Annotated in this window: 15 protein-coding genes and 1 pseudogene; 13 read left to right on the top strand and 3 right to left on the bottom strand. The window is 49.1% G+C overall.

The annotated features are described in order from the left end of the window. The first annotated feature begins 7 nt into the window (after positions 1 to 7). The 4 genes from OCY70_RS08970 to OCY70_RS08985 all read left to right on the top strand — a co-directional run bounded on the left by OCY70_RS08970 (position 8) and on the right by OCY70_RS08985 (position 4,947). Positions 8 to 2,677 carry an EndoU domain-containing protein gene (locus OCY70_RS08970; protein WP_261944794.1) on the top strand — a complete coding sequence of 890 codons (2,670 nt, stop codon included), beginning with the start codon at positions 8 to 10 and terminating at the stop codon, positions 2,675 to 2,677. A 73-nt stretch (positions 2,678 to 2,750) separates the two neighbouring features. Further along, on the top strand, positions 2,751 to 3,167 hold the full coding sequence (locus OCY70_RS08975; RefSeq protein ID WP_261944795.1) for a hypothetical protein: 417 nt from the start codon (positions 2,751 to 2,753) through the stop codon (positions 3,165 to 3,167). A gap of 1,023 nt (positions 3,168 to 4,190) precedes the next feature. Continuing rightward, a complete protein-coding gene (locus tag OCY70_RS08980) occupies positions 4,191 to 4,505 on the top strand; it encodes a hypothetical protein (protein WP_261944796.1) in 315 nt (104 codons plus the stop codon). Between the two features lie 259 nt (positions 4,506 to 4,764). Then, complete coding sequence (locus OCY70_RS08985) at positions 4,765 to 4,947, top strand: hypothetical protein (RefSeq protein ID WP_261944797.1); 183 nt, start codon at positions 4,765 to 4,767, stop codon at positions 4,945 to 4,947. 111 nt (positions 4,948 to 5,058) lie between these two features. Here OCY70_RS08985 and OCY70_RS08990 read toward each other — a convergent pair. Continuing rightward, positions 5,059 to 5,389, bottom strand: a pseudogene (locus OCY70_RS08990) (LD-carboxypeptidase); the annotation flags it as partial. 48 nt (positions 5,390 to 5,437) lie between these two features. Between OCY70_RS08990 and OCY70_RS08995 the strand changes: the two are divergent. From OCY70_RS08995 to OCY70_RS09030, 8 genes are all read left to right on the top strand, one after another. Next, on the top strand, positions 5,438 to 5,794 hold the full coding sequence (locus OCY70_RS08995) for a hypothetical protein (RefSeq protein ID WP_261944798.1): 357 nt from the start codon (positions 5,438 to 5,440) through the stop codon (positions 5,792 to 5,794). A 34-nt stretch (positions 5,795 to 5,828) separates the two neighbouring features. Further along, positions 5,829 to 6,209, top strand: coding sequence for a hypothetical protein (locus OCY70_RS09000; RefSeq protein ID WP_261944799.1), 381 nt, complete (start codon positions 5,829 to 5,831; stop codon positions 6,207 to 6,209). 83 nt (positions 6,210 to 6,292) lie between these two features. After that, positions 6,293 to 6,625, top strand: a complete 333-nt coding sequence (locus OCY70_RS09005) for a hypothetical protein (RefSeq protein WP_261944800.1) — start codon at positions 6,293 to 6,295, stop codon at positions 6,623 to 6,625. 119 nt (positions 6,626 to 6,744) lie between these two features. Further along, positions 6,745 to 7,008: a hypothetical protein gene (locus OCY70_RS09010; protein ID WP_261944801.1), complete on the top strand. Its 264-nt coding sequence runs from the start codon at positions 6,745 to 6,747 to the stop codon at positions 7,006 to 7,008. Positions 7,009 to 7,235: 227 nt separating this feature from the next. Then, positions 7,236 to 8,537, top strand: coding sequence for an SPFH domain-containing protein (locus OCY70_RS09015; RefSeq protein WP_261944802.1), 1,302 nt, complete (start codon positions 7,236 to 7,238; stop codon positions 8,535 to 8,537). Between the two features lie 11 nt (positions 8,538 to 8,548). Further along, positions 8,549 to 9,295, top strand: coding sequence for a hypothetical protein (locus OCY70_RS09020; protein ID WP_261944803.1), 747 nt, complete (start codon positions 8,549 to 8,551; stop codon positions 9,293 to 9,295). 347 nt (positions 9,296 to 9,642) lie between these two features. Beyond that, a complete protein-coding gene (locus tag OCY70_RS09025) occupies positions 9,643 to 9,810 on the top strand; it encodes a hypothetical protein (protein WP_261948760.1) in 168 nt (55 codons plus the stop codon). 1 nt (position 9,811) lies between these two features. Further along, positions 9,812 to 10,180, top strand: a complete 369-nt coding sequence (locus tag OCY70_RS09030) for a hypothetical protein (protein WP_261948761.1) — start codon at positions 9,812 to 9,814, stop codon at positions 10,178 to 10,180. Positions 10,181 to 10,253: 73 nt separating this feature from the next. On the opposite strand, the gene OCY70_RS09035 is transcribed toward OCY70_RS09030, so the two are convergent. Further along, positions 10,254 to 10,850: an erythromycin esterase family protein gene (locus tag OCY70_RS09035; protein ID WP_261944874.1), complete on the bottom strand. Its 597-nt coding sequence runs from the start codon at positions 10,848 to 10,850 to the stop codon at positions 10,254 to 10,256. After that, entirely contained in the window at positions 10,789 to 11,658 is an 870-nt protein-coding gene (locus tag OCY70_RS09040) for an erythromycin esterase family protein (RefSeq protein WP_261944805.1), read from the bottom strand. Before OCY70_RS09040 ends, OCY70_RS09035 begins: the two co-directional genes overlap by 62 nt. A gap of 517 nt (positions 11,659 to 12,175) precedes the next feature. Here OCY70_RS09040 and OCY70_RS09045 point away from each other — a divergent pair. Next, on the top strand, positions 12,176 to 13,468 hold the full coding sequence (locus tag OCY70_RS09045; protein ID WP_261944806.1) for an NCS2 family permease: 1,293 nt from the start codon (positions 12,176 to 12,178) through the stop codon (positions 13,466 to 13,468). Positions 13,469 to 13,486 lie beyond the last annotated feature (18 nt).

A 13,486-nucleotide genomic window follows, 5' to 3' on the forward strand; every position in this document is an offset into this window, starting at 1 on the left:
GGATTATGTGAGTACATCAACCAAGCTGGCAGGGTACGGAAATATACAGATTGTATCGCCATACGAGGTACATAGCCTCAGTACACTTCGGGTTGAAAAGAAAGTGAACGAGCATGCTCGGATGTTGCTTACAGCGATTATTCCCGAAGAGAAGAAAGATAGTTGCGTAGCTATGGCTAACGATACGGACAAGATTGAGATTCGTGAGTTATCTGATGAGGGAGACGTTATTCGAACCTTGTTCCATGGGGTACTCTCCGATATAGCGGTTAAGGTTGTTAGGGGCGTCTATCATCTGGAGATGGAGGCGGTCTCCCATTCCTATCGTCTTGATATAAAGCCGAAAACGCGCTCCTTTCAGAATCATAAAATGCCGTACGAGGAATTGGTTCAACATATTCTGTCCGATTACCCTGGCTCCGACTTTATTGATTTGACGTTCAACAATGCGCCGCTGGATCAATTTACGGTTCAGTATGAGGAAACCGACTGGCAGTTCCTCAAACGTATGGTTTCCCGATTCGGGACAGTTCTTATTCCGGAGGCGGCAGCCGATTCCCCGAAGCTCTGGGTCGGATTGCCTGAGGGCAAACCCGATTCTCTCCGCAATACGAACTATCAGGTGCTGCGAACGCTGAATAATTATGGGCAGAAAGAAGAAGGCGTCACTAGTTACTTGATTGTAACGAAACGTTATTATAATCTTGGAGATCGAATTCTATTCAAGAACAAACCACTGATTGTTACCGGTTCTACATCTCTGTTACATGAAGGTATGCTCACCCGTCAATACACTTTACAAGCCGAAGCAGATAGACGTTGGCGACCGATATGGAACGAGTCTATTCGAGGCGCATCCCTTGCAGGAAAAGTAATAGACGCCGCGAAAGATAAAGTGAAGCTCCATTTGAATATAGACGATGTACAGACAAAAGAGGAAGCATGTTGGTTTCCTTATTCTTCTCCTTATGTGGCGGGAGGAAAGACAGGCCTATATAGTATGCCGCAGATTGGCGACTCTGTCCAGTTGTATATCCCGAATCATCGGGAGGAGGAAGCCTTTGTCCGCTCCTCTTTTCGTGAAGGGGGGAACTCTCCGAAGCTAAGCAATCCTAGTGTGAAATATTGGGGCAATCCCTTCGGGAAGGAACTCAAGTTCAACGGCAATGAACTGAGGATGACGGCTCAGGAGAACCATGTTTTTATGAAGCTGCATGATAACGAAGGCATTGAGCTTCATAGCAAGGACGCTATCGTTCTCCACGCGGACAGAGAAATAGCGCTAGAGGCCGGCAGGTTAGATATACGGGCCAAAGAGGCAGTCTATCTCTTGAGCGGATCGAGCAGTATTGTGTTGGATGGGGATACAGATATAAAGGCCGGACAGGTGACTGTAAAGGGACTTACAAAATCCCCAGTGCGTGTCGAGCAGCCTGATTCACCGGCAGGAAAGGGAAGCGCACAAAACGGAAAGCCTTTAAAGAGCAGTACAGAATTGGCGCTACATGCACTTGCCATGATCCCAGGTATCGGAAATGCAGCCGTGTTAGGAGCGAAAACGATAGCCGCAACTGGAGGGAACACTTCTCATTTGCCGAGCAACAAAACGGGCAAATCGAACTCTGTTGCAGACTACTCCAAGGCAGCTTATTCCATGATGGCTAGCATACCAAGTCCATTGCCAACCACCCCGATAATATCAATTAATAATCCAAAAGATGTATCAGAATTAATATCAATAACAAAAGCGATGCAATTGAGCAAAGTATTCACGTCAGCACGCGGACTCCCAAATCAGTTACCCGCAGAGGATTTGGTAGAGAAACTCAAATTGTCGATGAAGTTAAGGGCGATAGCAGAAAAGGGAAGAGAAAACCTTGCAGGAAGTTCAGTTATGGGACCATTGAGTAATAGTAATTGGCAGAGTGAACCAGCGAAAAAGGATTTTCTAGACGAGTATTTAGTTGATCCACTTGTAGAATTTTTCACTGGTGAAAAGCCCGGAGTAAAAACGCAGGGCCAAAAAGCGCTAGAAGCCCAATTAATTACTATGCAAATGCAGCAACAAATGGTTCTAACTGAACTCTCGTCTGATTTCCAGGCTGCTATGCGCGGCGCAGCAAGTGCTGATAGGATAGCTGAAGTAACATCGATAGGAACACCTAAAATAAATAATGGTAAAAGTACAATTGGACAGGTTCAAAAAATGCAAAGCAGAGTTGGGGGGACGGGTGAAGCTTATAGAACTGTAATCAGTGATGAGATGAAAGAAAAAATACTATTAGGCCAACGCAAAGACCCTGCTAAAAACGAATTAATTGGGGGGCATTCACCAGAGATTACAAATTCTCATCCCCATTATGCCGTCGAAAAGGTGTCAATTAATGCTGATGGAACAAAGAAAGTTAAATTTACAACTCAATTTTCGGATGGTAATCTTTCAAAAATTAAGACGAGTACACTTTTTCCTGAATCATGGTCTGATGAAAAAATTATTGATAGTATTGCCAAAATAGGAGATACCCCAAAGATTGGTCAACGTGCAAGAGACGGAGCAACATTACACAGAGGCATTGTTGATGGTGTGCAAGTTGAGGTTATTAAAATTGGCGATAATGTAGTAAGCGGTTATCCGACAGGTGGAGGGGCAACATCATTACTATCGGGTTTTCAGTAAACACATTAACACCAATTTGTTGACGGAATCACTTGATTAAGAATGAATTACATGTATGTAGGAGGACTCGAAAATGTATGAAGAGCTAGATGAATATTTATCAGGGGAATTTACAACGGATTATTGGTATGATGAAGGATTTTCTATTGCTAGAGAGATGCTAGAGGAGTTCAATAATAATGATTGGGGAAAATTACTTAATTCTATTCTTTCAAAATCTATAGACTGGCAAGTCAGATACGCTTACTGTGTTGACAGTGATATTAAAGATAATGCCGTAGTGAAAAGTTTGCTTTTACTATCTACTGTAGATGATGAGGAATTATTTACAACGTGTGTTGATTCATTGAGAGTGATTGTTAATTCAGATAATATTGGGTTAGTATCTAGTGATGAGGCAATCATGAAACGAATTGAAGAATTACTGCCAAAGTGTGGCATGGCTACACGAAAAATGTTTGAGGATTTTATTAGGAAGTTGTCAAAATAACAAGTTTAAACACTCATTTTTAGTAGATTAATATTGGTGGAGGCTATACCCAGTGCCGAATGAATCCATCATTCAACCAACAACACATATAACCCATGTAATACCCGTATAAAGACTTCTCCATTTTGTTTGTACGCACATCAATGCTTGAATTTTATATCCTAAATAACGCTATTCCGCTACATTGAACAGGTCGATTATGGTCAGATACGACCATAATCGACCTGTTTTTTGCTATCTTCGTTTTATCACAGTTTTTTAAATCAGTCGCCACTTTGTGAATAGATACCCCGATGGATATATTGTTGAGGTCATCGCAACCAAATTGCAGAATATTCCGACCACTATATTGTCGGGGTTAACCGAACATTTCACAACGGGAAGTTCATGTGTTAAAGGCTAGCCACTAGCCTGATTCACCGGCAGGAAAGGGAAGCGCACAAAACGGAAAGCCTTTAAAAAGCAGTACAGAATTGGCGCTACATGCACTTGTTATGATTCCAGGTATCGGAAATGCAGTCGCTTTAGGAGCGAAAACGATAGCCGGAAATGGGGGCAGCACTTCTCATTTGCCGAACAACAAAACGGGCAAATCGAACTCTGTTGCCGACTACTCCAAGGCAGCTTATTGATGGCTAGCATACAAAGTCCATTGCCAACCACCCCAATAATATCAATTAATAATCCAAAAGATGTATCAGACTTAATATCAATGACAAAAGCGATGCAATTGAGCAAAGTATTCACGTCAGCACGTGGATCCCAAATCAGTTACCCACAGAGGATTTGGTAGAGAAGCTCAAATTATCCATGAAATTATGGGTGATAGCAGAACAGGGGAGAGAAAACCTTGCAGGAAGTTGAGTAATGGGTTGGACCATTGGGTAATAGTAATTGGAAAATCAAACCAAAAAAAGATTTTATAGACGAGTATTTGGTAGATCCACTTATAGAATTTTTCACTGGTGAAAAGCCCTGAGTAAAAACCCAGGGCCAAAAAGTGCTAGAAGCTCAATAATTACTATGCAAATGCAGCAACAACTGGTTTTAACTGAACTCTCATCTGATTTCCAGGCTGCTATGCGCGGTGCAGGAAGTGCTGATAGGATAGCTGAAGTAACATCGATAGGAACACCTAAAATAAATAATGGTAAAAGTACAATTGGACAGGTTCAAAAAATGCAAAGCAGAGTTGTGAGGACGGGTAACATTGAACGGGATTTATACCGCAGAACCTCCAACACGGGGGCATTCAAAGACCTTCCTGAACCAATGCAATTGAGGCACGTTGAAAAGATTGCAGAAGATGCAGGTATAGGATTAAAAGGCATAAAATAGAAATGGTTAGGGGCGCTGAATTAGTTGGAAAGGACTTGTATGGATGGGCAGATCCAAAAGGAAATAGAAATATTATACCCTGATGCTTTTAGCAGTAAGGAGAATTTAGTTAAAACATTGGGGCACGAGAGAATTCATATCTACCAACAAAAATTTTTGGGAAGCCCCAAGACCATGAGATGTTACTCGAATTTTGAAAAGGGGCATTGGTTCAGAAGACTCATGGTGGGAGTATTATAGAAGAAAGGGGAGATAACAATTGAGTAACTCAAAGTTCAAGGATTGGATTAAGTTAACCACCATCATTGCTAACAATAACGAAGAAGTTTCTAAAATTGCATGCCCCAACTGCCAAAAATGTGGGATTGACTATCAATATGTCGGAGATATAAAGTCAAGAGCCGCATTTTTAGACATATTTAAAGCAACAGCCATACGTTGAACAGGTCAATTATGGTCAGATACCACCATGATAGACCTGTTTTTTGTTATCTTCGCTTCCTTCCGTTTAAGTTTGAGGAGGAGCCTGAAGAATATTATAAAGTATTTAAAAGTATTGACACCATTTCGGATTACGCCGGATCCGTTCATAATCCCGGTAGCGCAGCAACTGGTTGCTGTTAAATCCGCCGATGACGGTCAAGATCGCTTTCACGCCCGGATCACGGAACGCGTCATGCAGATCGTTCACCCTCGATTCGATTGAGGACGAGTTGAAGGCATCCATTTCTTCCGCATGGGTGGAAAAGGTCACGGTCACGGTAAACCCCATCTGCTCCAGGTGGCGCTTTGCCAACTCTCGCTGCGGCTTGGATATAAGCGACAAGCTTTTGGAAGGAGCGATACCCAATTTCATCTCCTTGCTTCAATTTAGGCATATGCATGGTTGAATCCCCTCCTTTCCAGACATTGTATCATCAAGATGGAACGAATTGGCGATCGATCAGACTCATTCTATCAGAAGTAAGGAGCTTCCATTCCCAAGAAGAAATTATGATTTTTCCTTATTTTATGAAATTCACCGATGGGTATGCCGATATATGAAAAAACGGTTTCATCATAAATTAAAGGAGAGCGCAACGATGACTTCCTTTGAGATAGAATTTTCGGCAAAAGAGCTGTCTTACTTTCTTTTCAGGGAAAAGAGATGTCCGATCTGTGAAGAAATGCTGGAGCGTGTGGAGCTTGGCAAGGGGCATGTCGGGGCAGCCAACAAGCTTGGCATCTATTACAGATGCGTCAATTGCGATCAAATTTACTCCTTGACTGATCTTAGCGAGAAAAAGTAAGACGAATACGGAATACTTCTATGAGGAAGATGACATGACAGATACTTATCTTCAATACCCGATGAAGCGCTGCAATCGAAATTTTCTAGTAAGCAATCTAATTCTGATGGTTGTTGTTATCCTTCTGTGCAGCGGCTCTTTCCGAACCATTCATAATTACATGAACGGGCCGTTCGAGGTGGAAGGGGAACAATTGCTGTCCGTGGTTGATCCGGATGATGTATATCAATTCTATGTTCGTTTTCAGGCTGACACGATATATGAGCCGATTGCGGAGCAAGTCGAATGGATGACTGCTTTTCATGGAATGATGCGAAGCGATGAGGAGGCAGTATACAAGTATTCTTTGGCCCAGTTGAAAGATCATGTTATCATTATCAGACACAACGTTGATGAGCCGATCGATGGCCGCTAGAGGTAGCGTTATTCCGCGTCCCGGCAGATGTCTATGGAATCGCTGATGAGTTGATAGACGGTGAGCGGAAGGTACTGCCCTTTATGCTGGACATGACAGGCGCTTTGCAGCAAAAGGCGATGCAGATTTTCTATATCGTGACTCCCGTTTTCCTGCTTGCCGCGTTCAATATCATAAGGGCGCTGTATAGAATGATGGACAGGGAGCGTCACCCCATTTACAAGAAGCTCCGCGCATTCGGCGATGCCGATGAAGCGCTTCTCAGCATCAATCAGGAGATGAGCAACGAAGTGATTCAAGTGAAGAATTACTACGTTACCCCGTCATGGATTATACGCCAAAATTGGTTTGCGTTGAAAATAGCGAGAAATTATTTCGAACCGGATGAAGTATATGATTTGGATAAAGTGTTCTAGTTATTGGAAATTCATGGATGGAGTCGGGCGAACCAGGACCCCGGCAACAGCCCGGCCCACACGCTTCCCCGGCAGCCTGCATACACTGGCCTCGACAAAAGCGCAAGGGAGGTCAACCGATGCCTGCCGTATCCATGTACAGAAAATGCGCCCATTGCCTGAACAAGCAGGTGAGCATCACAGCGAAGAATGGCAATATCTATCTAGGGAAAATCGTGAAGGTGGATAAAAAGAGAGTTTATCTCAAGGTAAGTTCCGTGAAGCACGCGAGCAAAGTGCATACCTCCTTTGCCCCGTTCATCTTGCCGCTCGTCCTGTTCGATCTGCTGGCCATCGTGCTGCTGGAGAGAAGACGCCGCATTCCGAGAAGAAGATTTTTATAAGAGCGTCCCGCCCTCATACCGATGAGGGTATTTTTTTGCGCTGCGGCTTCATAGGCTAGAATACAAAATGATCGCTCCGACGCGATATTTATGATATATTTCCTAGTTAATATTTCCTATAATAGAGATGTGGCTGTATTTTTTGTATTTTGGGAGGCTTCGTTGCAAGCCTCTATACATATAACCGATAGAATGGACAGAGTAGATTCAGCGGGGGGAGAAGGTACATGGCAATCATTGATGTGATCAAATATGACGGTCCGCCGGATGTATTCGCGTGGAAGCATCCGAATCAGGAGCTGGAGACGTGGACGCAGCTTATCGTCAATGAATCGCAGGAAGTAATTCTCTATAAAGGCGGACAGGCGATGGATCGGTTCACCGCCGGCCGGCATACGTTAAGTACAGCGAATATACCGATTATCAATAATATCGTGAATTTGCCGTTCGGCGGGAAGTCGCCGTTCACGGCGGAGGTATGGTTCGTCAACAAGCTTCATTCTCTCAATATCAAATGGGGGACGCGGGCGCCGCTCCAGCTCCAGGATCCGAAATATCAGATGTTCGTGCTGGTGCGCTCCTACGGCCAATTCGGCATTCAGATCGATGACGCCCGCAAGTTTCTGGGGAAGCTCGTCGGCACGATGCCCATATTCAGTCAGGACGCGCTAAGCGAATATTTCCGCGGCGTGCTGATGATGAATATTCATGAATTGATTTCGTCTTATTTTGTTCACCGTAAAATCAGCATTCTGGAAATTAACGCATACATATCAGACATTTCCAAGCATATCCATGAGCGCGTAGCGCCCGTCTTCGAGGAATATGGCATCCGGCTGTTGAACTTCACGGTCGATTCCGTCAATACGCCGGAGGACGATCCGGCCACGCAGCGTCTGCGGGAAGCGCTCACGAAGCGGGCGGAGATGGATATTATCGGGTTCACGTATCAGCAGGAGCGCACCTTCGATACGCTCGAGCAGGCCGCGAAGAACGAGGGCGGCACCCATTCGGATCTGATGGGCGCGGGGATTGGCCTCAGCATGGGATATGGCGTCGGCGGGGCCATCGGCGGCACGATGACGCGGCTGGCCGACGACCTGCAGGCCGTGCCGGCCCGGCAGAAAACATGCCCAAAGTGTGATCGCCGCAATCCGGACGACGCCGCCTTCTGCACGGCATGCGGCACGGCATTTGCCGCCTCCGGCGAAGCCGCTCCCCCGGAAGAAGTCCGGTGCAGTGCCTGCAATCGTTCGATGTCCCGGCGGTCCAAGTTCTGTCCGCATTGCGGCGACCCGTACAATCCGTGCCCTCACTGCGGGGCAGACAATCAGCCTGGGCAAGCCCAATGCGCGAAGTGCGGGCAAGATATGCCGGTTCCTTGCCGCCATTGCGGGGAGAATGTGCAGCCCGGGGTCAAGTTCTGCCCGCATTGCGGCCAGGAGCTCGCGCTCACCTGCGGCCAATGCGGCCACGAAGTGCAGCCGGGACAGAAATTTTGCGCAGAATGCGGCAATAAGCTGACATAGGGGGATGACGGATGAGACAGCTTACATCATACAAAGGGATTACGACGACGATTTTCGCTATCATCCTTATCGTTACGCTCTCGCTGTTCTTCTCGTTCAGTGAGACCGATACGCGCGACGCCTCCTGGTGGCTGTCGTTAGGCGCCCTCGTGCTGGCGGAGGTCATCAGCTACGGATTTGTGTTCCAAATGATAGAGAGCGGCCATGAATTCAAGGCGTCCGTCCCGGCCTATATGTCGCTGGCAGCGGTCATCACCATTTATGATGCCGTCGTTCTGTTGCATATCGTGCTATTTTGGCTTATTTTCGAAATTCCGTTCAAAATCTATTTATTCATTCACATATTGACCTTGGCAACGATGCTGATCGTCGGCTTGCTTCTTAGCATGGCCAAAATATTTATTCGCAGCCGGGAAGCGGACGAGCAGGTTCGCATCCAGTCGATGAAGCAGCTCTATATCCTTCTGAATGGGGCGCGAATGGAACTGGAAAGCTGCCAGCATGCGGACCGCGACACGCTGCGGGAATTGCTGTACAGTCTGGAGGAGCAGTTGAAATATAGCGATCCGATCTCGCATCCGGCCCTGGTGTTGGAAGAAGCCGAACTGATGGAGAAGGTGCGGCAGCTCGACAGCGGGGTGCGATCGTTCGTGCGCGAACGGCCGACGCTGCATTCTTCTGACGAGCTGCGTCAACTGATGCTGGATATTGCCAAGCTCCTGCGGCTCCGCAACGAGCGCATGACGGTGATGAAGTAGGAGGGGAGCGCCATGTCCAGGGAAAGACGAAGCCTGTGGCTCAGCGCGGCCGGGGTTGCCTTTATGTTTTTTATCTGTCCGCCTACGGGAATTGCGTTGGGTATCCTTCGCGGCAAATATGACGACAACAGTATACGGGGCAAAAGTCGGGGACTACGAATTGCAGGCGGGATTTCGATTGCCATATTTGTTCTTATGGCCTATGGACAACTGTTCCAGAATCCGAATCCACCACCCTACTCTCAAGTGTTACTCCTAGCTGGTGTCCTGTACTTGTTGCCCGGGTTGTCCATGATACGCGCCGGTAACAGAGTCATCAGGTCAGCCGAAAAGGAGGCTCCAGTTCGGTGGATGAAGTGGGAAGAACTGAAAGCCATACCAGCGGCGCATCGTCCATGGATGTTCCTGAAACGATGGTTCCGTTTTGGCAATGTGCTGCGGGTTATCGGTTTGATATTCCTTATCTTTTTCGGGTTGGTTGTGCTAGTTCTTGCCTTATCAAAACAGGAAAATGAATTGGAAATTCTGATCATCTTTTTCTTCCTGTTCTGCCTGCCGGGCACGCTTATGTACTGGGCGGGCACGAGGCTGAACCGCAAGGAGGATCAAGCCCAATCGCTACCGAACAGGTTCGGCGGGGAAGGGAAGGCAAGCTCATCGCAAGCGGGCCGGACTACCGATCAAGAATGGAAAAAGTACAGCCGGGATCCCATCCCGAAGCGGGTGGCCTATACCGCCGCAGCGGCCAAGGAGGCGGCAAGCGCCCAGTCTCCGCCTTCGCCTCCGCGGAGGATGATCTGTCCGGGCTGCGGGGCCCAGAACACCGTCCCGGCGCATGCCAGCATAGCTTGCGAATACTGCGGCTCTACTCTTACCAACCTGTAAATATCAAGGAAACAAGGCTGCCCACCCAAGCAGAATGCCTGCTTGAGCGGCGCAGCCTTGTGCTGATCGCGGATTACTTCAAATAATCCGGCTCGCTTACTTGATCGATGAACAGGATGCCGTCGAACTGCTGCGCCGGAACGCTGCTGACCGGCATGACGCCGTCATAGTAGGAGATGTTCGGCTGCGTCATCCACGAATTGCCCGGCACGCGCTTCGCATAGCGCAGGTCGACAAAGGCGAACGGATGCCCTGCCCCTTTCATCACTTCCTCGATCGAATGCGGCATCGGAGGAAGCACGTCGGAAGCGCCTCCGCCGACATGCGCATTGCGGCCGCCGCCCATATACAGGCCGATTACGTAGCCCTGATCCTTGAATTCGGTCTTCGGCATCCATTCGCCCATATGGACGCGCGGCAGCGAATTCATCTCTTGCGAGTACGCTTTGGCGATATGGCCGTTATGGGCCCAGACGATAATCTTCTCGTTCGGATAAACATGGGTCGCAAGCCAGCTCAGGTTGTCGGCCATCATCCGATCGCGGTACTCCGAGGATTGGATAATCGACATGTAGTCCATCGATTTCCCGTTCAGGAATGCAGTGGAGTTAATCGAAATCTCCATATACTCCTCGACGACTTGATTCCGGTTGTCCAGGGCCCGCTCCATCAGCTTGACGATATGCGGGTTGTCCGGATACTGCCGCTGCAGCTCCTCGGCGCGCTTCGGCAGCCGCGCCCGCACCTGCTGGTACACCTTCAGCAGCTTCCAGATCTTCAGTCATTTCCCACTCATCCAGCTCTTGTTCCGCTTCCCGGAATTGCTTGGCCAGCTTGGCATCGCCCATCCACTCGCCCGTGAACAGCGCTCCCTGCGGCTGCATATCGAAGCCCGCCAGCGCCAGCGGCGTCTTCGTGTGTTGCGTATCCTTGATATATTGGAAAAGCGGGACGGTCTCCTGAGCCTGCCAGACGCGGAAGATCGAATCCTTCATCGTCGCGACCGGTTCCCGGGTGTGAATATGGCCGTACGCGGAGGCGGCATTGCCGAGATTCGTCTCGAAGGCGACGACGTTGAAGCCTAGCTCTTGATGCAAATATTGAATCAGCCGCGTCTTGGCCGAATTGTATTCCGCCGCGCCATGGGAGCTCTCGCCCAGATAGACGATGCGCTTGTCGAGCAGGAGCGGCTTCAGCATATCCAGGTCGGCGAAGCTGCCCTCGGCTGCCTGGCCGTCCTTCGTCGCGGCAGGTTGAATCGTATCCAGCGCATAGGCATTCGTGCGGAGCCAATCCTCCCATTGCTGTCTAAATTTGGTCGATACGGTGCCGCTGACGGCGGCCGTCGATGCGGCCGCAGCCGGGTTGGCTTCTCCATGTGCGGCAGGTGCCCAAGAGAACAGGGCGCTTAGAGAAATCACGGATGCTGCGAATAGCTGTACGGAACGTCTGGTCCATTTTGTCATCTGGGGTTTCAAAATATCATCTCTCCCTATAAGTATCTATACTGCTTTTACATATGAATCAGGTGAATCAGGGTCACGAGGACCGGCGTGTTGCTATTGGCCATAATTGCTCCCGATGTGACGCATTCATCTTATAACGGAATGGATGCGGCCGCCTTTTTTATGCGATGAACGGAGCGATATTGGGGGTGAGCGGCGCGCCCTGGAGGTCGAACGAACCGGATAGGAACGGGGCTGCGGGCCAAAGAGAACATGATAGTATACATTACGAAATGAATGGAATTGCGTTGCGCCATGGAATACTAGACTAACCATTTTCAACAGAGGACGAGTCTGGCTGGCAAATATGAAGAATGAGCTCCATATCGACATATTGTTCGTTTTCGGGATGGAGAGATTAGAAAAAATAGCATTTCCCGGGCAATTTTCGACGAAAAGGCGAATGAATCGACAATATCATTGACAAAAAATCGGCTTTGGACTAGGATACGAAAGTGCGCAATGCGCAGGCAAGGAAGGAGCAGAGTTTATGATAGAAAAGTGGTTCAAATTAAAAGAACATGGCACGAATGCCCGCACCGAGATGACAGCGGGACTGACCACGTTCTTGACTATGGTATATATTGTCGTCGTCAACCCGGCGATTTTGTCGGGGGCGGGGGTGCCGTTCCAACAGGTGTTCACGGCGACGGTCATCTCCGCCATTATCGGAACATTGACCATGGCTCTCGCGGCGAACCATCCGATCGCCGTCGCGCCGGGTATGGGAATGAATGCGTACTTCACCTCCGTGGTCGCTTCGCAGGGCGTTACCTACCAGACTGTCTTCGGAACGGTGTTCCTGGCGGGGATTCTCTTCCTGCTGCTTACCTTTACGAAGCTGCGCGAGACATTGATTGAGTCGATCCCGGCGCCGCTCAAGTTCGGCATCACGGCAGGCATCGGGTTATTCATCGCCTTTATCGGCTTGAAATCATCCGGCATTGTGGTAGCCAGCGAATCGACGATGGTCGCTTTCGGCGACCTGCACCAGCCTGTCACGATATTAACGCTGGCTGGCCTGTTCATCACGCTTATCCTGATGGCCCGCAAGGTGAACGGGGCCTTATTTATCGGCATGGCGCTGACCGCCGTCATTGGTTACTTCATGGGCTTGATGAAGTTCACGGGCGTGGTGGCGCTGCCTGCGGCCCCGGTGTTGTTCGACATCGATATTTCAGGCGTCTTTACCCATGGGCTGTACACGGTCGTCTTTGCCTTCCTGCTGGTGACGATCTTCGATACGACCGGCACGATGATCGGCGTCGCGGAGCAGGCTGGGCTGATGAAGGGCAACTCTTTTCCGCGGGCGAAGCAGGCGCTGCTGGCCGACGCCTTGGCGACGACGGCAGGCTCGCTAATGGGAACGACCCCGTCCAGCGCCTATGTGGAATCGTCGGCAGGCGTGGCCGCAGGGGGGCGCACCGGTTTGACCTCAGCCGTCGTCGCCGGACTGTTCTTCCTGTCGCTCTTCTTCTCGCCGGTGATCGAAGCGATCTCTTCGCTCCCGGCCATTACCGCTCCGGTGCTGATCATTGTCGGCTGCTTCATGATGGAGGGGCTGGCCCGCATCCAGTGGAAGCAATTCGATGATGCGTTCCCGGCATTCGCGATTATGATCAGCATGCCGCTGACCTCCAGCATCGCGACGGGCATCGCGATCGGCTTCATTACTTACCCGCTTATCAAGCTGTTCAGCGGCAAAGGCCGGCAGGTGCACCCGATTCTCTATGTCTTCGGCGTCATTTTCGCGCTGCAGATGGTATTTTTTCCGGCGCATTAAGCCTGACTGGCAGTTTGA

Origin of the sequence: Paenibacillus melissococcoides, from assembly GCA_944800085.1 — a bacterium.
GTDB lineage: Bacteria > Bacillota > Bacilli > Paenibacillales > Paenibacillaceae > Paenibacillus_B > Paenibacillus_B melissococcoides.